The following is a 21,723-nucleotide window of genomic DNA, read 5'->3' on the forward strand; positions in this document are numbered from 1 at the left end:
TCGCGCGCCGTCCTTCCCCGCACTTCCCCGCCCGCCCGACCCAGGAGTCCCCATGGCCACCGCCACCCGTCGCGCCTCCGCGCCCCGCAACTCCCACCGCGCCGAAGGGGGAGCCGTGCTGTTCCGCGGCGCCCGCCTCTTCTCCAAGATCGTCGCCATGACCGGCGGCGCCGTCGTCGCCGCCGGCATCGGCGTGGCCGGCACGACCTCCGCGAGCGCCGAGGGCACCGTCTGGGACGAGGTCGCCCAGTGCGAGTCCAGCGGCAACTGGTCCATCAACACCGGCAACGGCTACTACGGCGGCCTGCAGTTCTCCCGCTCGACCTGGCAGGCCTTCGGCGGCACCGAGTACGCGACCACCGCCGACAAGGCCTCCAAGGCGGAGCAGATCGCCGTCGCCCAGCGCACCCTGTACACCCAGGGCCCCGGCGCCTGGCCCACCTGCGGCCAGCGCGCGGGCCTGACCAAGGCCAACGGCGGCGCGGACCCGAACGCGCAGCCCGCCGGCTCCGGGGGCGGCTCGGACGCCGGCTCCGGCTCCGGCGGCTCGAGCTCCTCGGCGCTCGTGGTCGACGGCAAGTTCGGGCCGGCCACCACCCGCGCCCTGCAGGGCTGGGTGGGCGTGAGCCAGGACGGCTCCCTCTCCCGCGCGGACGTGAAGGCCCTCCAGAGCAAGATCGGCGCGAAGGTCGACGGGTACATCGGCCCGGAGACCACCCGCAAGCTGCAGATCGCCATCGGCGCCAGCCAGGACGGCTCGCGCGACTTCCGCTACGACTCCGGCACCGTGAAGTCCCTGCAGACCTACCTCAACACCGGGGCGACCGGGATCGTCGGCGGCGGGACGAGCGCCGGCGGCTCGAGCTCCTCCGCGGATCTCGTCGTGGACGGGAAGTTCGGCCCGAAGACCACCGGCGCCCTGCAGGGCTGGATCGGCGTGAGCCAGGACGGCTCGCTGTCCACCGCGGACGTGAAGGTCCTCCAGAAGAAGATCGGCGCGGAGGTCGACGGGAAGATCGGCCCGGAGACCACCCGCAAGCTGCAGGCCGCCATCGGCGCCAGCCAGGACGGCTCGCGCGACTTCCGCTACGACTCCGGGACCGTGCGCTCCCTCCAGCAGTTCCTCAACGCCCGCTGATCGCGGGCGGCGCCTGCGGCCTCCGCCGCCGCCGCCGATGCACACCCCCGGAACCGGTGATCCCCGGTTCCGGGGGTGTGCGCGCATCGGGGGCGGTGCGGGGCGGCTACGGGAGGTTGCGATCCGGTCACGGATGCGCAGTCCCGCTGCCCCTGTGAGTGTCTACCCCCTCTGACCTGCGGCGATGAACTTCCGGTGCCGGGTCGCCCGCTGGCGCGTACCCGCAGGTAACGAGCGGGGCGACCGTAGGATGGGAGGGTCCGCGCTCTCTCCCTCTCCAGATCGGTGTCGCAGTGACGATTGAAGATTTCCTCCGACTGCTCCTGCGCAACGCGCTGCTGCTGATCCTCGTCACGGTGCTGGGCGCCGCCGCCGGTCTGGGCATCTCCTTCACGCGGACCCCGGTGTACTCGGCGAGCGCCCTCGGCTACGTCTCGGCGAGCTCGCAGATGGATGAGGACGGCAACCCGATCTCGCAGGCGAGCGGGAACATGGACTTCCAGTACGCCAAGGCGCAGTCCTACCTGCCGCTGTTCACCACCCGCGCGGTGGGCGAGCGCGTGGTCGAGGAGCTGGGGCTGCCCCAGAGCGCCGACCAGGTCGCCGGCTCCCTGCAGACGACCCTGGACCCCAACGCCCCCATCATCACGGTCACCGCCTTCGCCTCCACCCCGCAGCAGGCCTCCGACATCGCGAACTCCGCCGTCACCGCGACCGCCGCGGAGGCCCTCGAGCTCGAGTCCGGTGGCAACTCCTCCGCGAACGTCTCGGTCACCCTGGTGCCCTACCAGAACGCCCTGGTCCCCGGCGCCCCGCTGTCCCCGGACCGCAAGCTGTACATCGCCGCGGTCGCGGCCGCAGGGCTGCTCATCGCCCTGGCCATCGCCTGGCTGCGCGACCGCAACGACACCCGCATCCGCACGGCCGACGACCTCGCCGCGGTGACCGACGCCCCGCTGCTGGGAACCCTCCCGGACGACAAGGACCTGGGCCGCGGGAAGGACGGGCGCCTGCACGATCCCTCCGGCTTCGCCTCGCGCGAGGCGATCCGCAAGCTGCGCACCAACCTGCGCTACGTCGACGTGGACGCGCCGCCGCACTCGATCGTCGTCACCTCCAGCGCACCGGGCGAGGGCAAGTCGACGGTCTCGGCGAACCTCGCCCGCGTGATGGCGCGCGCCGGCCAGCCCACCCTGCTGATCGACGCGGACCTGCGCCGGCCGATGGTCGCCGACGAGTTCGGCATCGACGGCGCGGTGGGCCTCTCGCAGGTCCTGGCCGGGGCGGTGGCCCTGGACGACGCGCTGCAGGCCTCCGGCACCCGCGGCCTCGCCCTGCTGCCGGCCGGGCACGTCCCCCCGAACCCCTCGGAGCTGCTGGGCTCGCGCCGCATGCACGAGCTGATCGACGAGCTCTCCCGCCGGTACTTCGTGATCGTCGACGCTCCGCCGGTGCTCGCCGTGACCGACGCCCAGCTGCTGTCGCGGCACGTGGACGGCGCCATCGTGGTGACCGTCTCCGGCCGCACCCGCTCCGCCGGGCTGGACCGCTCGGTCGAGGCGATCCGCGCGATCGGCGGCAAGGTCTACGGCGTCGTCCTGAACCGCATCAGCTCCAGCCGCTTCACGCGCCTCGCCTACGGCGATGCGGAGTACGGCTACGGGGGCGGCGGCTACGAGCGCTACGGCTACGCCGGCAAGGGCGGCTACGGCGACGCCCCCGTCGATGCGGAGCCGGTCGATGTCGAGGCCGCCGGCGGTCCCGAGCCCCTCGCGCCGCGCCCGGGCGCTGCCGGCTCCGGGGCCGTCCCGGCCGCAGCGACCTCCGCGACCACGGCCCCCGCGACCTCGGCTCCCGCGACGTCGGCCCCCGCGGCCTCGGCTCCCGGGGCCGATGCCGAGGACGAGCCCTCCGCCTGGGCGCAGGACCCGGCGCAGACCGTGCGTCCCGTGCAGTCCACCAAGCCCTCCGGCGTCCACCACACGCGGTCCCGCGGCCGTCGCGCCGCACACGACCAGGGCCGGGGATGACCCTCGAGAGGCTCGGGGTCGTCGTCCCCGTCCACGGGCCCCTCGACCCGGTGCTCCCGCTGCTGGACGACCTCGTCGGGGAGCACGTGCCCGCGGCCCATCGGCTCGCGCGCGTGCTCCTGGTCGACGACGCCTCCCCGCAGCCGATCGACGCATCGCGCCTGCCTGCAGGCGTCGCCCTGCGGCGCCGCGCGCGCAACGGCGGCTTCGGCGCCGCCGTGAACACGGGACTGGAGGCCCTCGCCGCCGAGGACGGCCTCGATCTCGCGCTCGTGCTGAACTCCGACCTGCGCCTGCCGGAGGGCTTCGCCCGCGACCTGCTGGCCCACGCCGCCCCCTGGCAGCCCGCCGTGGTCGGGGTGCGCAGCGTCGACGAGGAGGGCCGCTCGGGCTACGCCGCGCGGCGCTTCCCCACCATCGGCCACCAGGTCGTGGAGTGGCTGGTGCCGCTGGCCTCCCAGCGGCACCGCGACCTGCTGCACCGCGCCGTCGGCCACGACCTCGCCGCCGAGCGCGGGCACGGCATGACGGCGGTGGACTGGGTCTCCGGCGCCGTGCTGCTGCTGCCCCTGGACGCGGTGCGCCGCATCGGCGGCTTCGACGAGGGCTACTTCATGTACACCGAGGAGGTCGACCTGCAGCTGCGCCTGCGCCGCGAGGGCATCCCGTCCCTGCTGGACGCGGACCTGCAGGTGCGGCACGTCGGCGGCGGATCCTCCGGCGGCGAGCAGCGGCGGCGCCGCTGGCTGGTGGGCGCCCGCATGCGCTACGCCCGCAAGCACGGCCACGTGCACCTGCTGCGCGCCGGGATGACCGCCGCGACCGGCGCGAACCTCCTGTGGAACGCGGGGCGCCGCGCCGCCGGGCGGGACGTGGCCCCGCTGGCCGTGGCCCGCGAGGAGCTGGACCTGATCCACCGCGCCGGACGGGAGCTGCCGCGATGAGCCCGGCCACCTCCCCGCGGCTGCTGCTGGTCTCGCCGACCTTCCACGGCTACTGGTCGAGCATCGCCGACGCCTTCGCCCGCCGCGGGTGCACCGTGCGCACGGTGCGCTACGACGCCTACGACACCACGGCGGAGAAGCTGCGCCTGAAGACGACCGTCGAGCTGCCCGAGCGCCTGCACCTGCCCGGGGACGTGCGCCGGGCCGAGAACCGACGCCTCACCGAGCGCGTGATCGCCCGGATGCGCGAGTTCCGCCCCGACCGCGTCGTCGTGATCAAGGGCGACGGCCTGGACGAACGGTTCTGGGAGGCGCTCGGCGACCTGCCGCGGATCCTCTGGCTGTACGACGACCTGCACCGCCACGACTACGAGGACGACTTCCTCGCACAGGTCGGGCCGGTGGTCTCCTACGCCCGCTCCGAGGCGGAGATGCTGCGCGGGCGGGGGGTGGACGCGCACTTCATCCCCAACGCCTTCGACCCCCACCGCGTCGAGCCGACCGGCGCGCGCACCGGGGAGATCGTCTTCATCGGCTCCGGGTACGAGAACCGGCGGCGCCTGCTGGCGGGCCTGGCCGCGTCCGGGCTGCCCGTCCACGCGTGGGGCCGGGACTTCTCCCGCCACCCGGTGGACCGCCTGCGCACCTTCAGCTGGCGCCGCCCGGCGGTGCGCGCCTCGCGGGACGTGCCGCTGGAGCGGGCGTACCAGATCCACGCCGAGGGGGCCGCCGCGGTGGCCATCCACGGCCTGCAGAACGGCCATGCCATGCGGACCTTCGAGATCCCCGGCATGGGCGGGGTCCAGCTGGTCGACCGCGACGACGTCGACCAGTTCTACGACGTGGGGACGGAGGTCGCGGTGTGGCACAGCCCCGAGGAGCTCGAGGACCTGGCCCGCCGGGCGATCGCCGATCCCGCCTGGGGGAACGGGATGCGCGAGGCCGGCAGGCGGCGCACCCTGGCAGAGCACACCTTCGACCACCGCATCACGGAGGCGGATTCACTATGGGGCTGATCCACGCGACGAGTCTCGAGCGCTGGGAGGAATGGGAGCGCACGCGGCATCGGGGGCGTCTGCTCAAGCACACGCTGACGGGGGCGCTGCGCCGGCAGCGCGGGGACGACGGCGCGGCCTCCGGCCCGCGGTATGTGCTGCGCTCGCGCGGGGGAGAGGGGCCGCGGCTGCTGATCGCGGTCGACTCGGCGACGCCCACCTCGCGCGCCAGCCTGCTCACCGCCCTGCCGTACCTGCGCGGGGCGGTGGACGTGCTCGCGCCCGTCGGCGTGGACCTGCCGGAGACGGCCGGGGCCGGCTGGAGCGGCAGCGCCCCCGCCGGCATGGACGTCGAGGAGGCCGCCCGGGCCCTGCCCGGCCGCGGCATCACCGCCGTGGTGTCGCTGGGCCAGCACCTGGGCGCCGGGCGGATCGCCCACGAGCACGCCGCGGCCTCCGGGACGGCCGCCTTCGTCGTCCAGCACGGCGCGCTGACGCCCTTCGCCCCGCCGCTGCCGCCGGAGACGACCCTGCTGTCCTGGTCCGATGCGGACGGCGAGTTCTGGCGCTCCGGCCGCGAGGACATCACGGTGCGGACCATCGGCTCCCAGCTGCTGTGGCAGGCCCGCCACGAGGCCGGTCTCGCCGGCGCCGGCACGACCGGGGCCGGTGCGGCGCAGCCCGCGCCCGAGGCGGACCCGCAGGCCCGGCCGGTCTTCCTGGGCCAGCTGCACGGCGCGGAGCTGCCGCGCCGGGTGACCGGCGGGGCGGCGTACACCTTCTGCCGCCTGCATGACGGGCTGTACCGGCCCCACCCCAGCGAGACCGACAAGCTCTCCCGCGCCACCCACGAGGTGTGGCGGCGCCGCGGCGTCGAGTTCGCGCCCGCGGACGTCCCGCTGCGGGAGGTGACCAGCCCCGTGGTCGCCGTGTTCTCCACCGGGGTGCTCGAGGCCGCCGCCCGCGGGGTGCCCAGCTACGTCTTCGCCCCGAAGGCCCCGGACTGGGTGGCCGAGCTGTGGGACCGCTACGGCATGCGCCGCTTCGGCGCGCCCCGGCCCACCCCCTCGCCGCTGCTGCCCTCCGCGGAGCCGGCCGCCGCGCTCGCCGAGATCCTGGACGGTGCCGCGTGACCGCCCTCGTCGTCATCCCCGCCCGCGGCGGATCCAAGGGGATCCCTCGCAAGAACCTGCTGCCCGTGGGCGGGCGGCCCCTGATCGCCTGGACCATCGCCCAGGCCCTCGAGGGGCGGGCCGATGCCGAGGAGGACCTGGTGGTCGCCGTCTCCACCGAGGACGCGGAGATCGCGCAGGTCGCCCGGGAGCACGGCGCCCGCGTGATCGACCGTCCCGCGGAGCTGGCGGTGGACACCGCCCCCACCGAGCCCGTCGTCGAGCATGCGATGGACGTCGTCGAGGCCGACGGCATCACCCTGGACGCGGTGGTGCTGCTGCAGGCGACCTCGCCCGTGCGGCGCCCGGACACCATCGGCCGGGCGCTCGCCCAGTTCCGCGCCGGCGGGGCCGACAGCCTGGTCGGCGTCGTGCCGCAGTCGCCGTTCTTCTGGCGCCTGCCCGCCGGCCCGGGACAGAGCGCGCAGGCCGCCTACGACACGGCGGCCCGCCCGCGGCGCCAGGAGCTGGAGCCCGCGCAGATGCACTACTTCGAGAACGGCAGCCTGTACGTGACGGCGCCGCACATCTACCGCACCCTGCACAACCGCATCGGCGGGCGGACGGACCTGTTCGTCCTGGACGAGGTGGAGGGCGTGGACATCGACACCCTCACCGACGTCGCCGCCGCCGAGGCGATGCTCGCCCGACTCGGATGGAGGACCGCATGATCCTGGACCGCCGCACGGCCCCCTACGCGCTCGACCCCCAGGCCTCGGTGCTCGAGGCGCTGCGGCGCATCAGCGAGAACCAGGCCCGGGTGGTGTTCCTCGTGGACGCCCACGGCCTGGTGCGCGGCGCCCTCACCGACGGCGACGTGCGCCGCTGGCTGGTGGGCCAGGCGGTCCCCGACCTCGCCGCCCCCGCCATGGAGGCCGCGAACCCGCGCTTCGTCTCCGTCCCCGAGGGCACGCCCACCGCGCGCATCGAGGCGCTGTTCGGCGACGGGGTGGACCGTGTCCCCGTGGTCGACGAGCGCGGGCGCCTGGTGGCGGTGGCCTCGCCGAAGGCGGCGACGCTGAGCATCGGCCGCAGCGCCGTCGGCGAGGGCCACCCGGCCCTGGTCATCGGCGAGATCGGCAACAACCACCAGGGCTCCGTCGAGCTCGCCGCGCAGCTGGTGGACCGCTGCGTGGAGGCCGGGGTGGACGCCGTGAAGTTCCAGCTGCGCGACATGGCGAGCCTGTACCGCTCCGGCGGCTCCGCCTCCGGCGGGGAGGACCTGGGGCCGCAGTACACGATGAACCTGCTGGCCAAGTACTCGCTGTCGGTGGAGGACATGTACCGCGTGTTCGACCACTGCGCGCAGCGGGACGTCGACGTGCTGTGCACCCCCTGGGACCAGGTCTCCGCCGATGCCCTGGCCGCGTACGGCCTGCCCGGCTACAAGATCGCCTCCGCCGATCTCACCAACCACGACCTGCTCGCCCATGTCGCGGACCTCGGCGCGCCGATGATCGTCTCCACCGGGATGAGCACCGAGCAGGAGATAACCGGGGCGGTGGAGGTGCTGCGCCACCACGGGGCGCCGTTCGCGCTGCTGCAGACCCAGTCGACCTACCCCGCCCCGTTCAAGGACCTCAACCTGCGGTACATGGACCGCCTCGCCGAGCTGGGCGGCGGCTGCCCCGTGGGCTACTCCGGCCACGAGCGCGGCTGGCACGTGCCGGTCGCGGCCGTGGCCCGCGGCGCCGCGATCATCGAGAAGCACGTGACCGTGGACCGCAGCCTCGAGGGCAACGACCACAAGGTCTCCCTGCTGCCCGAGGAGCTCGCGACCATGGTCCGCCAGATCCGCGAGGTCGAGTCCGCGCTCGGCTCGGCGGCCCCGCGCGAGCTGTCCACCGGCGAGCTGATGAACCGCGTGAACCTCGCCAAGTCCCTGGTCGCCGCCCGCGACCTGCGCTCCGGCGACGTGGTCACCGCCGCGGACGTCGACGTCAAGAGCCCCGGCCGCGGCCTGCAGCCCCACCAGCGCGGCGCCCTGCTGGGGGCGACCCTGCACCGCGACGTGCCCGCCGGGGACTTCTTCTACCCCGGCGACCTCGCTGGGCGGCCCCAGGCCCGCGGCGACTACAGCTTCCGCCGCCCGTGGGGGCTGCCGGTGCGCTTCCACGACTTCCGCAGCCTGCTGGAGATCTCCCGGCCCGACTTCCTCGAGTTCCACCAGAGCGCGAAGGACATGGACCTGCCCCTCGGCGAGATCTTCGCCCCGGGGGAGAAGCTCGAGCAGTTCGTCACCGTGCACGCCCCGGACCTGTACCCCGGCGACTTCCTCATCGACCTCGCCTCCCCGGACGAGGCGATCTTCGAGCGCTCGATCCTCGAGGTGCAGCGCGTCGTGGACCTCGCGCGGGACCTGCGCGAGCACTTCACCTGCGAGCTGGACCCGATCGTCATCGTCACCATGGGCGGGTTCCTGCCCGACCGCCACCTCGCCCCCGAGGAGAGGTACCCGCTGTACGAGCGGGTCCAGCAGGGCCTGGAGCGGATCGACGAGTCCGGGGTGCGCCTGACCGCGCAGACCCTGCCGCCGTTCCCGTGGCTGATGGGCGGACAGCAGCACCACAACCTGTTCATGGACCCGGAGGACACCGTCTGGTTCTGCGAGACCTACGGGCGCCGCCTCACCTTCGACGTGTCCCACACGAAGCTCGCCGCGAACTTCGCCCACCGCCCCTTCAGCGAGTACATCGACGCGATGGGCCCGTACACCGAGCACCTGCACATCGTGGATTCCGTAGGCGTGGACGGCGAGGGCGTGCAGGTGGGCGAGGGAGAGGTCGACTTCCAGGACCTCGCCGAGCGCATGGACCGCCTGGCCCCGGACGCCCCGTTCATCCCCGAGATCTGGATGGGCCACGTGGACGCGGGAGAGGGCTTCTTCACGGCCCTGGATCGGCTGCGCGAATGGTTCTGAGACCAGGGACCGATGGGCCCGGCCGCACGGGCGCCGAGGCGCCCGCAGGCGCCGGGCGCGCGCTGCCCTGCGCCCTATGGCTGATCCCCGTCCCCGACCTCGGCGGCGTCGCTCGGCACGTGCTCGACGTGGTGCGCACCGGGCTGCCCGGCTGGCGGCTCGTGGTGCTGTGCCCCGAGGGACCGCTGGCCGAGGCCCTGCGTGCGCTGGGCGCGCCGGTGCTGACCGGTCCGGTCTCCCCGGCCGACGGCGCCGCGCGGGCGACGGCCGAGGTGCGCAGGGTCCTGCAGCGCCTGCGGCCGGACGTGCTGCACACGCACCTCGCCTTCGCCGATCTGACCGGCGCGGCGGCCGTCGTCGGGCTGCGCTCCGGCCGGGGCCGACGCATCCGCCTGGTCTCGACCGAGCACGGCATCTCGGGCGTGCGCGGATACTTCCAGGCCGGCCGGCCGCAGGCCGCCGCCAAGACGGCCCTGCACCGCGGCCGGCTGCGGCGCACCGACGCGGTGATCGCCGTCAGCGACTCGACCCGCCAGCAGATCCTCGCCCAGTGGGGCGGGGGCGCGCGCGTGGTCGTCATCCGCAACGAGGTCGCCCCGCCCGCGACGCCGCCGCAGCCCCGACCCGGGCTGCGGGTGCTGTCGCTGGCCCGCCTGGCGCCCGAGAAGCGGATCGACCAGCTGCTGCGCGCCATGGCGCTGGTCATCGCCGAGCACCCGGAGGCCACGGTCACCATTGCCGGCACCGGCCCGCTCGAATCGGCGCTGCGCGACCTCGCCCGCGAGCTGTGCATCGCCGACCACGTCCGCTTCCCTGGCCACGTCGAAGCTGCCGCGGCGCTCGCCGAGCACGACGTGGTCGCCCAGCTCTCCGTGTGGGAGAACCTCTCCTACACGCTGCTGGACGCCGCGGCCCACGGGCTGGGCGTGGTCGCCACGGACGTGGGCGGGAATCGGGAGATCGTGCCGGAGCGATGCCTGGTCCCGGCGGAGGACCATGAGGGGGTGGCACGGGTGATCGTGCAGCAGGGGATGGATCTCGCATCGCGGCCGGAGCGTGGCGGGGCGGGTGACCCGGCGCGGATGTGTGCGGGGCTGACGCGGATATACGAGGGGGTGGCGGGATGAGCGGGCCATCGGGCATCGACGTGACCGGCCGAGAACGGCACCGCGAGCTGGACGGTCTGCGAGCGATCGCGGCGTTCGCAGTCGTCGCGACGCGAGCCATCGATTCGCACCCGCACACAAGCGCGGGCGAGACGATACTGAGCCGGCAGCTCGTGTCCCTGCGCGATGCGCTGCAGTGGCGAGCTCGACCCTTCGAGGAGATGCCATGACCACGCCGCGCCGCGCTCGTCTCCGTGGGGGAAGCCCATCGCGGCATCCCGGCCGGGCCGCAACGACCAGCGGTCCGAGTGCCGACTCAGCTTCAGGCGGCCTGTCCGCCTCGCTGCACCGTGTGGGCCAGCTGCGGATCCCGGAGCTGCTGCTGTTCTTCGCGCTGATCTTCGAGACCTCGTTCGGGCTGCCGCTCCCGGCCAACTACCTGGTGATCCTCGCGATCCTGGTCCTGGCGATGACGCGCAAGCCGCAGTTCGACCTGGGGCGCATGCAGTTCCTTATCCCTCTCCTGGTGGTCGGCCTGTTCTACATCGGCATGGTCTCGATGTTCTCCGATCCCACGGAGTTCGCCGCCGACTGGAAACGTCGCATCATCCGGATGATGCTGACTGCCGCCCTGCTGTTCGTCATGGCGTCCGGACGCATCCACATGCGCTCGGCGCTCACGGGGTTCGGAGCGGGGCTGGCCGTCAATGCGGTGGCCTTCTATGCAGGATTCGCTCCGGACCACTACGGGGGCGTCCTCTCCGGGTTCTTCGAGGACAAGAACGTCGCGGGTCTCGCCTATGCGGCCGTGGGAGTGCTGATGGTCAGCCTCAGCAGCCGCCCTGTGCCGCGCGTGCTCCTGTTCCTGGGATTTGGAGTCCTCGTCTATCTCACGGACTCGCGGACTTCCATGACCGCGTACGCCGCAGCCGCGCTGTGGATGCTGATCGCTCCCCGGCTTCCCCTGCTCGGCCGGTGGCTTCTCGGCGGGCTCATCTGGGTGGCGGTCGTGGTCGCTTCCGAGGACTTCTCACGGATCGGCCGTTTCTCCGAGCGAGAAGGCTCCGACCTGCTGAGATCACGGATCGACGCGGCATCCGAGATCAAGGTCGGCCAGGCGGGATTCTTCGGGAACGGACTCGGCGAGGCCTACGTGTACTTCGATGCCGACAGGAGCACCTGGTACTTCCACAATTCGTACTGGACCACACTCGTCGAGGGCGGCTGGCCCTGGGCGGTGCTCCTCGTGGGGATGACGGTGGCCATCGGCCTGCGCCCGTTCGCCGGAAAGCTCACGTCCCACGAAGTCATCGCGCAAGCGGCGACCATCGCCACACTGATCTGCGCGTGGCGACTGGGGGAGGTCTTGTTCACGATGCAGTGGGCGATCATCATGGCGTTCGCGCTGCAGGCACGCCTTGTCGCGGACGGAGCGATCCGCGAGCAGCAGAGCGGTGTGGGGAGGAAGACGTGAACTCCTTCCCGGTCGCGATCGCGGCAAACAACGGTGACATCGGCGGCGGCGAGGTCATGCTGCTGAACATCGCCCGCGCCGTCCGCGAGATCGGCCTCGAGCCGTTGGTCCTCGGTCCAGCGGCGCCGGCCGAGCTGGTCGCTGCGGCACGGGACCGAGGGTTCTCGGTCCAGGAGCTCGAGGCGCGCGACCGGCGCAGCTATATGGCCTCGCTGCGACGGTGGCGCCGTGCTCACCCCCGGTTTCCTCTGTGGTGCAACGGCCTGGTGCCCTCGTTCGCCACGGCGGGGATGGGGCCGCGACTGGTGCATCTGCACATCGCACCGCACGGAGCTCATCGCATAGCGGCCGAGGCGGGGCGGTTCGGGGCGCGAAGGGTGCTCGTGCCCTCTCGGGACATGGCACGGCGCATCCGAGGAAGCGTCGTGCTCGCGAACTGGACGGAGTCTCTTGCGGTTAGGGACCGACCGCGCAGGAAGAATTCGCTGCGTGTCGGATTCCTCGGCCGCCTGACGCGCGACAAAGGGGTCCATATCCTCGCGGACGCGATCGCGCGACTGCGGGACACCGGCTTCGATGCGACGCTCGTCCTCGCGGGGGAGAACCGTTTCGGCTCTGCGGAGGACGACGCGGTGATCGGAAGTTCGCTGGCACGGCTCGGCCCGGCTGTCGAGGACCTCGGGTGGACCGACAGGCGATCGTTCTTCGACGCCGTCGATCTGGCCGTCTTCCCCTCGGTCTGGGCGGAGCCGTTCGGACTGGTGGTCGCTGAGGCCATGGCCGTGGGCTGTCCCTTCGTCATCAGCGATGCCGGGGCGCTTCCCGAAGTCGCCGGTGCGGACCACCCCTGGATCGCACGCGCGGGGGATCCCGAGCATCTCGCACAGGTGATCTCCGAGGCGGCCGACGTTCTCGACCACTCCGAGCCCCAGTTGCAGCGCGCGCGCAGTCGATGGGAACGTGAGTTCTCCCCTCAGGCCGGCACGGCGCGGGTCCGCGCGCTCCTGCGCACCCTTGACACTCCCGACAACCGAGGTGAGGCATGAGCGACTCGGACATCTGCATCGTCTCCGGCGCGGACGAGATCCGGCTGCGGTCCTACGTGAACCACCGGATCTTCGCGCACGAGCACCAGCTGGACTACCGGCTCGAGTGCGGTCTCGACCGAGACATCACCAATCCGTTCTTCTTCAAGTCGGCGATCCTCCGTCGTGTGCTCCCGAAGTACGCATGGATCGCGTGGATCGACGACGACGCATTCTTCACCGACTTCGAGAGGGACACGATCGGTGACCAGGTGCGGCAGGCCGAGGAGAGCGGAGAGTTCCTCGTCATCGCCGAGGGACCGCTCGAGCCGAACGGATTCTGGTCCAAGATCAACAGCGGAGTCGTGCTGCTGCGTAACGATGCTCGCGGAACGGAGCTTCTCCGACGACTGACCTCGGTTCCGCTCGAGACGGTGCGCTCCTGGTGGGACGAGGACCGTGACGGTGTGTTCACCGGCGGAGACCAGGACCAGATGTGGTGGGCGCTCAACGAGTCCGGGCTCTTGCATGAAGCACGGATCGTCTCCCACCGCGACCTCAACTCCCGCGGCCACTACTACGAATCCTCGCTCACCGACAACGCCGTCATGCACTTCTGCGGGCACCGGGACAAGGCGCTCGGGATCGCCCGCTTCGCGCAGCGCTTCGGGATCGGTCATGAGCTCGTCCCGGACCACCTTCTGGACCGCTACAGCGTCCGTCGTCGCAGTCCGATGGGAAGGGCCGAGTTGGCCGCCCGCGCGGCTCGCCAGGAGGCCATCGGACGGGCGAAGCCGTATCTGAAGCCGATCGTGACTGCAGTGCGTGAGCAGAGAGCACGCCGGAAGGAGGGGATGTGACCCCCGAGGCAGTGCCTGCCGCGAGCATCATCGTGCCCTCCTACAAGGGAGCGGCACGGCTGCCGCTGCTCCTCGATCGGCTCGCAGAGCAGGCGCCAGCGAGTCCCCGTTTCGAGGTCATCGTCGTCGTGGACGGGATCGACGACGGATCGGTGGAGATCGTCGAGAGGGAAGAACGCCTCGACGCGCGCGTGATCCTCTTCCCGACGAACCAGGGCAGGGTCGCAGCCTTGAACGCCGGTTTCGACGCCGCACAGGGCGAGATTCTGATCCGGTGCGACGATGATCTCCTGCCGGAACCCGACTACGTCGTGGCGCACATCGATGCCCACCGGAGCGGGCCTCGGGGTGTCGTCGGGCTCTACCTCAACCAGTATGAGCCGACGGCATTCGCGGAGGCATACGGCCGGAGCGCGGACGCAGCATTCCGTCGAGCCGCCTATCAAGCGCCCCCGGACATGACCTGGCGGTACTGGGCCGGGAACTGCTCGGTGCCTCGGCAAGTGTGGGAGACCGTGGGGGCTTACGATCCCGACTATCGGCTCTACGGCTGGGAGGACGTGGACTACGGGTTCCGCATCGCTGCTGCGGGATTCCCTGTCGACCTGGTGCGCGAGCTGGAGACCGGACACCGCGTCGCTGCCGTGACAACCGAGATCCGAGCGCGTCGCGCTGCGCATTCCTCGGCAGCGCGCCGGATCTTCGAGAGAAAGCACGGCACCGGAGTGCTCCCGTCTGCTGTGCCGTCCTGGTCCGCATGGAATCTCGGTGTCCGGGTGGTCTCGCACCTCACCACGCTCATCGCACCCCGTCGAGTCGGAGCTGCGATCGACAAGCTTCTGCCGCATGTCCCGCGGAGCATCGGACGCAAGCTTGTCGCGCTTGCCGTCGAGGGATCAGCGCTCTCTGGGTACCGCCACCCGAATCGCGCGACGGAGGTCTTCTGATGCCGCGGATCGCTATCGCCCATGACTACCTCACCCAGCGCGGCGGTGCCGAGCGTCTCGTCCTGTCGATCTGCAAGGCATTTCCGCAGGCGGAGGTCCACACACTGTTTTACGCGCCGGAGCAGACGTATCCGGAGTACCAGTACGTCGACGTCCGCACGAGTACGCTGAACAATATCGGCCCGTTCCGGCGGGACCCTCGGCTCGCCCTTCCGCTCCTGGCGCCTGCCGCGTCGCGCATGATGATCGATGCCGATCTGGTCATCGCGAGCTCCTCCGGGTGGGCACATGCGTTCCCCACGTCCGGGCGACGACTCGTCTACTGCCACTCGCCGGCGCGATGGCTGTACCTGCCGGAGGATTACCTCGGTGATGCACCCCGGTTCGATCCGAAGAGACTGGCGCTGGGCGCCCTGGCGCCGGTGCTGAAGATCTGGGACCGCAATGCCGCTCTCGAGGCGGATCGCTATCTCGCCAATTCTTCGGTGGTCCGCCAGCGGATCCGGTCCGTGTACCGGATCGATGCCCCGACGCTCTTCCCGCCGTTCAGTCCGGCCACAGCGGAGGGGCCGCAGGAAGAGATCCCGGAGCTCGCAGGGTGGACGGGCGAGTTGGGAGGGCACTATCTCGTCGTCTCCCGGCTGCAGCCGTACAAGCACGTCGACCAGGTCATCGAGGCGTTCCGGGCGATGCCGGGGAGACGACTGCTCGTGATCGGGCGCGGACCCGAGGGCGAGCGGCTGCGCGACCTCGCACCCTCGAACGTGCGCCTGGTCGAGGGGCTCTCCGATGCGCAGATTCGCTGGGCCTATGCGCATGCCCGGGCGCTGGTGGCGGCGAGCCACGAGGACTTCGGGCTGACTCCGCTCGAGGCAGGAGCGCACGGCGTGCCGACCATCGCCCTGCGTGCCGGTGGCTATCTCGATACGGTGCTGGACGGCGTCAGTGGTCTCTTCTTCGAGCGACCGCAGTCGGAGGACATCCGCTCGTGCGTCGAACGATCGGATGAGCGCCTGTGGGACGCAGCGAGCATCAGCAACCATGCCGGCACCTTCTCCGAGGATCGGTTCATCACCCGACTGCGGTCCACGGTCGACGAGCTGTTGAATCCGGCGCAATGATCAGGACGAGACGACAGTTGACGGGGGAGACCTGCCAGCAGATGAGAGGGCGGAAGCGGACGTGACCGATCGAGCGAGAAACGGGTCGACAGCCGAGGGCACGTCCACGCTCCGACTTCTCCTCTCAGTCCTGGACCGGCCTACGAAGCTGCGTCTCGGTATCGCCGCAGTCGTGTCGGGGGTTCTGGCGGTGCTCGAGACGGTCGCCATCGTCACGGTGCTCCCTCTGGTGAGTCTCGCGACCGGTGCCCCGCTGGACGAGGGGGTGGTCGGGGAGATCTGGCGGATCCTGGGCCGCCCGAGCCGGGAGCATCTGGGCGTGGCGCTCGTCGCGGTCGTCGTCGCGTTGTTTATCCTCAAGGACATCCTGGCGGTCGCATTCTCCTGGTGGCAGACGGGGTTCACGACGTCGCGACGGGTCGCGTTCTCCACGGAGATCTTCCGCGGCATCATGCGGGAATCCTTCGTCGCGTTCCGTCACCGCAGCGTGGCCGAGTCCCTCCGCGTCATGAACACTGCCGTCGGACAGATGTTCGCAGCGGTGAACGCCCTGGTCACCCTCATCTCGACCGGGCTGACGGTCCTCGCGATCTTGATCGCTCTGCTCGCCACCACACCGGTCCAGGCGATCCTTGCGCTCGTGTACTTCAGCCTCGCTGCCCTGGCCTACCTGCGCCTCGTGCGCCCGAGGATCCAGCGCGTCGGCGATGACATCATGGAAGGTTCGAAGGAAGCCACGATCGCGGGGCTGCAAGGGCTGCAAGGGTTCAAGGAGGTGAAGCTCCGGGGCTCCTCCGGATTCTTCGTAGATCGCTTCGCGAAGGGCCTTCGGCAGTCGGAGTTCGCGGCGCGCGAAGGGAATTTCTTCAGCTCCATCACCCGGTACCTGCTTGAGATCCTTTTCATCCTCGGAGTGGGCGGGCTTCTCCTGTACAGCTTCCTCACCGCGAGCGCCGTCACGGCGATCGGATCGCTCGCTCTCTTCGTCGCGGCGGGCTTCCGGCTCCTGCCGAACATCTCCTCGCTGGTGGGGGCCGTGAACGCGTTCCGAGTCGGCCGGGCATCGATCGTTCTCGTGAGCGACGAGCTCGCCAGGTCCCGGGAGGCGACAGAAAGCGGACAGAAGGCGACTTCGGACATCGACTTCTCGCAGAGCATCGTGCTCGACCGGGTCCAGTTCGGATACCCCGGGGCTGAGGACGACGTGCTGCGCGGCATCGACCTCACCATCCCCTTCGGTGGGTCCATCGCCTTCGTCGGCGCCTCCGGGGCGGGGAAGACCACGGCAGTGGACGTCGTGCTCGGCCTCCTCCGCCCGACCTCTGGCCGTGTCCTCATCGACGGAGCGGACATCACCGGGCGTGAATCGGCGTGGCAAAGGCACTGCGCCATGGTGTCCCAGGACGTCTTCATCGCAGAGGACACCGTGCGCAAGAACGTGCTGTTCGACGTTCCGGTGGAGGAAGCGGATGAGGACCGCCTGCGGGACGCGATCATGAAGGCCCAGCTCCAGGATGTCGTCGACACGTTGCCCGGCGGCCTGGACGGGGACGTGGGGGACTGGGGGGCGCGGCTCTCCGGCGGGCAGCGGCAACGGCTCGGCATCGCTCGTGCCTTGTACCGGCGGCCCAGTCTGCTGGTCCTGGACGAGGCGACTTCTGCGCTCGACAATGAGACCGAGCGGCGCATCACGGCGACGATCGACGCGCTCAAGGGGGAGTGCACCGTCATCGTGGTGGCGCATCGCCTGTCGACGATCAAGAACGTCGACCGCGTGGTCTTCCTGGAGAACGGAGGGGTCGCTGGCATCGGGGCTTTCGACGAGCTCCGCCGCACCAGCAGAGGTTTCGCCCGCCTCGTCGAGTTGGGTGACCTCGGAACCGCCGGAGCGGACGAGAAGCCGTGATCAGCACGTGGCCGACGCGTGTCGCCTTCGTGGTCGATACGAACGGTGGCGCCCCGCTCCGCTACCGAGTCCAGACGCCCCTGTCGGGACTGACCGAGCTCGGTATCGAAGTATCTGTCGCGGATGCGGCAGATCCCCGGCTTCCCGCTCGTCTTCGCGATGTCGACGCGGCCGTGGTGTTCCGCGCTCCTGCGACCGTGGAGCTGGCGGCTTCTTTGAGCACGACCCGCGAGCAGAACCCGGAGACGCTGCTCGCCTTCGACATCGACGATGCGCTCTTCGACGATGTCCACTCGCCTGTGGATGAGACATGGCAGGCGATGAGCAGCAGATACAGGGCCTCGATCGCGCTGTGCGGACGATTCCTGGGGTCGACGCCGACGATTGCCGGCCTCGCCCAGGAACAGACGGGTGTGCCGAGCGTCGCCGTCGCGAATCGCCTGCACCCTGAGCTTCTTGAGCTCTCGCGCCGTGCGCGACGGCAACCTCGTATCCCGGGCCCCCCACGTATCGCACTCTTCGACGGCTCAGGGACGCACGGCACCAGCCTCGAGAGGCTGACCCCCGTCATCACAGAGGTCATCGGTCGGCACCGGGCCCACTTCTGGGCTTTCGGTGCTCATTCGATCCCGAGCTCCCTGGGAGCACTCGGGCGGTCTCTCCACCGAGTGCCGTTCATGGATTGGCGGGATCTCCCGGCCTGGATGCGGCAGATGGACCTGATCCTGGCACCGAACTCGGATTCCGATGTCATCGCCGACACGAAGTCTCCGCTTAAATGGCTGGAGGCCTCGGCTGTGGGCGTGCCGACGCTCGCCCAGGCCACGCTGCCGTACAGAACGACTGTGCGTGACGGCGTGGACGGAGTCCTGGTCGATGGGCGAGAGCCGGAGGCGTGGATCGAACCGCTCGAAGACCTTCTGGTGGATCCGCGACGACGGCGGCGCATCGGACGTTCGGCGGCGATCGCCGTGCAGGAGCATGACGCCGTCGGTGCGGCGCAGGGACTGCTCGCTGCTCTCGAAACGCTCCGGCTGCGGGAACCGATCGATCCGCCGGTCGCGCTCGCCGGTCTGCCGAGCGGACGTGTGGTCCAGCCGCTGCCCACGGGGAGCCCGGAACGACTCAAATCCCCGCTCGGGAAGAGGGCGGTTCTTCGCGTGCTTCGCGGCGAGCCTGCTCGACGCGGTTCCAGGAGAGGTGCGGAGACAGAGCGAAAGGGACCGTGACGGGGCCCGGTTGCCAGGCGTTCTCCGGCACAGGCTCGCCCCGCAGGATCTGATTCCAGACGGCGGCGAGCTGTGCGTCGTCCATGATCCCGAGACGGCGCCAGTGCCAGCCCGCGTTCTTTCCGACCCGTGCTTCTCCCAGTGCGGTCGCGCCCTGCTGGACCTTCCGCCTCAGCTGCTCGGGAGACCGCCAGGGGAGGTGGACGATGCCGAGGCCGCCGTCGATGTCCCCGAACCGCAGAGCGCGGTGGTTCCCCATCGCGACCACGGCGCCGCGGGATGCCATGAAAGCGACCTTGGGGTCGTGATGGGGAACGGGGTCCAGGCGCCACGTCCCGTCGCCTTCCGGTGAGGGGAAGACGTTCACGAGCTCCGCCTGCAGGATCGGCCTCGTCGCTGCGCGCAGCTGCTCTGCGATGGTCCCGGTCTTACCCATCCAGCGCTCATCGGCGTCGACCGGCAGCACCCAGGTGGCACCGGCGCGCCGTGCGGCGTCGGCGAGGACGGTCATCTTCGCGGACTGCTCGTACGCGGTCCACAGGTCGTCGCCGACGTGGATCCGGGAGTCCCGAGAGAGGGTGCCGAGCAGGTCACGCGTCCCGTCCGTGGAGCCGTTGTCGGCGACGAGCACGTTCTCGACCCCTTCGGCGAGCAGCTGCCCGATCGTCTCCTCGATGACGTCGGATTCGTCGCGGACCATCATGACGGCCCAGATCGTTCCCGGCGTATGGGGGAGTCGGGGCAAGTCCATCGCGGCCGCGGCTCGGCGCACTGTGGACCGGCGCGCCATGCGGAAGCATGCGCCGGCCGAAGCGGCCGCGAGCCCCCGACGGAGCACGAAGGCACGGTGCTTCATCTGCCGTGCCCGGTCCAGCGCGGACGTCATGGATGCCACCGCCTGTACGAGGTGCGTGGCCACAGCGGATCGTTCATGGGGGCGATGGCTGTCCCGTCGGCGAGCAGCTCGTGGTGGGATGGGGCGATCGCGAGGTGATCAGGGATCCGGGAGCGTGCGATGTAGCTGCCCCAGTACGAGAACGTCGAGTTCGCGAGCACGAGGGTGCGGGCGGACGCGAGGACAGCCAGGTCATCGAACATCGAGACGCGCGCTGGGTTCACCCGCATCCGACCGGCCACGACGCCTGCCAGCTCCCTCCGGCACCAGTCGACGTCGTCGGAGACGATGAGCAGGTCCTCGGTAGGTCTTCCCATCGCCTCCAGGTGGGCGAGGGCCTCGTCGATGTGGTGGGGTATGTCGATGCCGAACCGCCGTGCGAAGGCGTCGACCGAGTAATAGTCCCCGCGGCGCACGTTGATGACGCAGGTGTCCTCGTCCATGAGATCCTTTGTCCGTTCCAGCCGCTCACGGAACCCGTCGCTCGAGGCGACCATGGCACGGCAGAAGGCGTCGTTCTGGTCCCTGGTGAAGTCGAGGTCGAAGGTGAACCGTGTCCCGAATGACCGGGCGTCGAATCTGCGGATGTCCCCGGGATCGATGGTGAGAGCGTCCAAGAGCGCGAACTCTTGGGTCCACTCGGACATGGACGTGGACCGTTTGACATAGGCACGGTGTCCTATCTTGCGCTCGAGGAACGCCCACTGCCAGAGATACAGGTGGTTGCCGCCGCGCAGATGGTCTGCGGAATCCTGCACCTCCCGCGCTCCGGGACGCGCACGGATCACGTCGAGACCGCGGCGCGCGAGATTCTCCATCGTCCTCACGATCATGCGTTCTCCTCGGACGAGCCCAGTTGTTCCAGCTCCGCCCGCAGGGCAGGGCTCTCGTCGACGTCGAGCAGCGAGGTGATCACTTTCAGGCGCCACCGCCAGTCCAGCCGCAGCCGCGCTGCTCGATTCTGTTCTGCTGCGATGGCCGGCGTCCAGTCATCCACCTGGCGGCGAAGCTGCTCCAGCCCTGTGCGCAGGTCGGAGGGGTCCAGGGTCACGGTCGCCCGCGGCCATAGCGTGGTTGCCGCGGCGGAGGGCGCGACACCCGCCACGGTCGTTCCTGCGGCCAAAGAGTCCGTCCATCGGCCGGTGATGTATTCGCGCGTGGGGTGCGTGTAGGGCGCCGGGCTGACCAGGTTCGAGAAGGCGAGAGCGAACTTGGCGCGCTTGAGCGCATGGCGGACCGCGGACTGGTTCTCCCGAACATCGGCGTGGAAAGACGGGCGTCCCTCGACGACCAGGCCGTACTCGCGCGCCATGGCGATAGTCCGGTCGTCGTCGTCCCATGCCGGGGGCTGTCGGCCGATCCTGACCAGGTCCACCGGCCGATCTGGAGGTATCGCGCCTGCGGCGAGGGTGTCCGCGCCCCACGGGAGGAGGTGGACGTCCGCGCCGGTCGCAGAGGACCACTCTTCCAGGAGGTCAGGATCGGTGATGGCGATGTGGTCGAAGTGGCCTCGACGCCGGGCGAAGCGGGAGATGCGGTCGCTCCAGAAGGAATCGATCACCCAGGCGACGGTGGTCCGGTAGCCGGGGAACCACTGCTCTCGTCGCGCTGCATAGGCGAGGTGCGCAGGTGACGCGGCCAGCACGAGCAGCACTCGGTCTCCCCGACGGGGACTGGGGACCGATGCGGCGGCCTTGCGGAGCATGGAGACCTCGCCACGATCGTCGATCGTCGTCAAGGTCCCGTCCAGCAGTCTCGCCGTCAGGTGGGCGAGCTCGTCGACCGGGCCCCATCCGGTCCCGCCGGCGCGGATGTACAGCACATCGAGCCGTGCCATCAGCCCACCAGGAATCGTGGATGCATGTGTTCCCCCGTCTGCCCGGTCTCCGACGCGCTCACGCCTTTCTCGAAGCCGATCCTACGGTGGCGACACTGCTCGGCCGGACGGAATGCTCCTCCCT

Annotated in this window: 18 protein-coding genes; 15 read left to right on the forward strand and 3 right to left on the reverse strand. The window is 70.7% G+C overall.

Features of this window, described 5'->3' with window-relative positions; genetic code table 11:
* Positions 1–52 precede the first annotated feature (52 nt).
* The 15 genes from ABD234_RS15240 to ABD234_RS15310 all read left to right on the forward strand — a co-directional run bounded on the left by ABD234_RS15240 (position 53) and on the right by ABD234_RS15310 (position 18,867).
* Complete coding sequence (locus tag ABD234_RS15240) at positions 53–1,138, forward strand: transglycosylase family protein (RefSeq protein ID WP_038371600.1); 1,086 nt, start codon at positions 53–55, stop codon at positions 1,136–1,138.
* Positions 1,139–1,431: 293 nt separating this feature from the next.
* Positions 1,432–3,168: a tyrosine-protein kinase domain-containing protein gene (locus ABD234_RS15245; RefSeq protein ID WP_344357987.1), complete on the forward strand. Its 1,737-nt coding sequence runs from the start codon at positions 1,432–1,434 to the stop codon at positions 3,166–3,168.
* On the forward strand, positions 3,165–4,112 hold the full coding sequence (locus tag ABD234_RS15250; protein WP_344357990.1) for a glycosyltransferase family 2 protein: 948 nt from the start codon (positions 3,165–3,167) through the stop codon (positions 4,110–4,112). The genes ABD234_RS15245 and ABD234_RS15250 overlap by 4 nt, the downstream gene beginning before the upstream one ends.
* Positions 4,109–5,128: a CgeB family protein gene (locus tag ABD234_RS15255; RefSeq protein WP_344357993.1), complete on the forward strand. Its 1,020-nt coding sequence runs from the start codon at positions 4,109–4,111 to the stop codon at positions 5,126–5,128. Before ABD234_RS15250 ends, ABD234_RS15255 begins: the two co-directional genes overlap by 4 nt.
* The gene (locus ABD234_RS15260) at positions 5,119–6,240 is read left to right on the forward strand and encodes a hypothetical protein (protein ID WP_344357996.1); all 1,122 of its coding nucleotides are present in this window, start codon (positions 5,119–5,121) and stop codon (positions 6,238–6,240) included. The genes ABD234_RS15255 and ABD234_RS15260 overlap by 10 nt, the downstream gene beginning before the upstream one ends.
* On the forward strand, positions 6,237–6,950 hold the full coding sequence (locus tag ABD234_RS15265) for an acylneuraminate cytidylyltransferase family protein (RefSeq protein ID WP_344357999.1): 714 nt from the start codon (positions 6,237–6,239) through the stop codon (positions 6,948–6,950). The genes ABD234_RS15260 and ABD234_RS15265 overlap by 4 nt, the downstream gene beginning before the upstream one ends.
* Positions 6,947–9,199 (forward strand): N-acetylneuraminate synthase family protein, encoded by a 2,253-nt coding sequence (locus ABD234_RS15270; RefSeq protein WP_344358003.1) that lies wholly within the window; start codon positions 6,947–6,949, stop codon positions 9,197–9,199. Before ABD234_RS15265 ends, ABD234_RS15270 begins: the two co-directional genes overlap by 4 nt.
* Positions 9,190–10,326, forward strand: coding sequence for a glycosyltransferase family 4 protein (locus ABD234_RS15275; protein ID WP_344358005.1), 1,137 nt, complete (start codon positions 9,190–9,192; stop codon positions 10,324–10,326). Before ABD234_RS15270 ends, ABD234_RS15275 begins: the two co-directional genes overlap by 10 nt.
* A gap of 205 nt (positions 10,327–10,531) precedes the next feature.
* Positions 10,532–11,779 carry an ABC transporter permease gene (locus ABD234_RS15280; RefSeq protein ID WP_344358006.1) on the forward strand — a complete coding sequence of 416 codons (1,248 nt, stop codon included), beginning with the start codon at positions 10,532–10,534 and terminating at the stop codon, positions 11,777–11,779.
* Positions 11,776–12,825: a glycosyltransferase family 4 protein gene (locus ABD234_RS15285; RefSeq protein WP_051486648.1), complete on the forward strand. Its 1,050-nt coding sequence runs from the start codon at positions 11,776–11,778 to the stop codon at positions 12,823–12,825. Before ABD234_RS15280 ends, ABD234_RS15285 begins: the two co-directional genes overlap by 4 nt.
* Positions 12,822–13,664 carry a hypothetical protein gene (locus tag ABD234_RS15290; RefSeq protein WP_038371609.1) on the forward strand — a complete coding sequence of 281 codons (843 nt, stop codon included), beginning with the start codon at positions 12,822–12,824 and terminating at the stop codon, positions 13,662–13,664. Before ABD234_RS15285 ends, ABD234_RS15290 begins: the two co-directional genes overlap by 4 nt.
* Positions 13,661–14,611, forward strand: coding sequence for a glycosyltransferase family 2 protein (locus ABD234_RS15295; RefSeq protein WP_051486649.1), 951 nt, complete (start codon positions 13,661–13,663; stop codon positions 14,609–14,611). The genes ABD234_RS15290 and ABD234_RS15295 overlap by 4 nt, the downstream gene beginning before the upstream one ends.
* Positions 14,611–15,732, forward strand: coding sequence for a glycosyltransferase (locus ABD234_RS15300; protein WP_344358012.1), 1,122 nt, complete (start codon positions 14,611–14,613; stop codon positions 15,730–15,732). Before ABD234_RS15295 ends, ABD234_RS15300 begins: the two co-directional genes overlap by 1 nt.
* Positions 15,733–15,922: 190 nt before the next feature.
* Entirely contained in the window at positions 15,923–17,638 is a 1,716-nt protein-coding gene (locus tag ABD234_RS15305; protein ID WP_344358014.1) for an ABC transporter ATP-binding protein, read from the forward strand.
* Positions 17,635–18,867 carry a glycosyltransferase gene (locus ABD234_RS15310; RefSeq protein WP_344358016.1) on the forward strand — a complete coding sequence of 411 codons (1,233 nt, stop codon included), beginning with the start codon at positions 17,635–17,637 and terminating at the stop codon, positions 18,865–18,867. The genes ABD234_RS15305 and ABD234_RS15310 overlap by 4 nt, the downstream gene beginning before the upstream one ends.
* On the opposite strand, the gene ABD234_RS15315 is transcribed toward ABD234_RS15310, so the two are convergent.
* Genes ABD234_RS15315 through ABD234_RS15325 form a run of 3 tightly spaced genes read right to left on the reverse strand, consistent with a single transcriptional unit; the run spans position 18,764 to position 21,599 of the window.
* The gene (locus ABD234_RS15315) at positions 18,764–19,786 is read right to left on the reverse strand and encodes a glycosyltransferase family 2 protein (protein WP_344358019.1); all 1,023 of its coding nucleotides are present in this window, start codon (positions 19,784–19,786) and stop codon (positions 18,764–18,766) included. The two genes, ABD234_RS15310 and ABD234_RS15315, sit on opposite strands and share 104 nt — an antisense overlap.
* The gene (locus tag ABD234_RS15320; protein ID WP_344358023.1) at positions 19,750–20,595 is read right to left on the reverse strand and encodes an alpha-1,2-fucosyltransferase; all 846 of its coding nucleotides are present in this window, start codon (positions 20,593–20,595) and stop codon (positions 19,750–19,752) included. The genes ABD234_RS15315 and ABD234_RS15320 overlap by 37 nt, the downstream gene beginning before the upstream one ends.
* On the reverse strand, positions 20,592–21,599 hold the full coding sequence (locus tag ABD234_RS15325) for a glycosyltransferase family 1 protein (protein ID WP_344358026.1): 1,008 nt from the start codon (positions 21,597–21,599) through the stop codon (positions 20,592–20,594). Before ABD234_RS15325 ends, ABD234_RS15320 begins: the two co-directional genes overlap by 4 nt.
* Between the last annotated feature and the right edge of the window lie 124 nt (positions 21,600–21,723).

The organism is Brachybacterium phenoliresistens (assembly GCF_039530785.1).
Taxonomy (GTDB): domain Bacteria; phylum Actinomycetota; class Actinomycetes; order Actinomycetales; family Dermabacteraceae; genus Brachybacterium; species Brachybacterium phenoliresistens.

Coding starts and splice junctions, on each gene's coding strand:
- ABD234_RS15270 (WP_344358003.1), top strand. CDS start 6,947: ATGATCCTGGACCGCCGCACGGCCCCCTACGCGCTCGACCCCCAGGCC.
- ABD234_RS15290 (WP_038371609.1), top strand. CDS start 12,822: ATGAGCGACTCGGACATCTGCATCGTCTCCGGCGCGGACGAGATCCGG.
- ABD234_RS15300 (WP_344358012.1), top strand. CDS start 14,611: ATGCCGCGGATCGCTATCGCCCATGACTACCTCACCCAGCGCGGCGGT.
- ABD234_RS15240 (WP_038371600.1), top strand. CDS start 53: ATGGCCACCGCCACCCGTCGCGCCTCCGCGCCCCGCAACTCCCACCGC.
- ABD234_RS15275 (WP_344358005.1), top strand. CDS start 9,190: ATGGTTCTGAGACCAGGGACCGATGGGCCCGGCCGCACGGGCGCCGAG.
- ABD234_RS15260 (WP_344357996.1), top strand. CDS start 5,119: ATGGGGCTGATCCACGCGACGAGTCTCGAGCGCTGGGAGGAATGGGAG.
- ABD234_RS15320 (WP_344358023.1), bottom strand. CDS start 20,595: ATGATCGTGAGGACGATGGAGAATCTCGCGCGCCGCGGTCTCGACGTG.
- ABD234_RS15255 (WP_344357993.1), top strand. CDS start 4,109: ATGAGCCCGGCCACCTCCCCGCGGCTGCTGCTGGTCTCGCCGACCTTC.
- ABD234_RS15280 (WP_344358006.1), top strand. CDS start 10,532: ATGACCACGCCGCGCCGCGCTCGTCTCCGTGGGGGAAGCCCATCGCGG.
- ABD234_RS15325 (WP_344358026.1), bottom strand. CDS start 21,599: ATGGCACGGCTCGATGTGCTGTACATCCGCGCCGGCGGGACCGGATGG.
- ABD234_RS15250 (WP_344357990.1), top strand. CDS start 3,165: ATGACCCTCGAGAGGCTCGGGGTCGTCGTCCCCGTCCACGGGCCCCTC.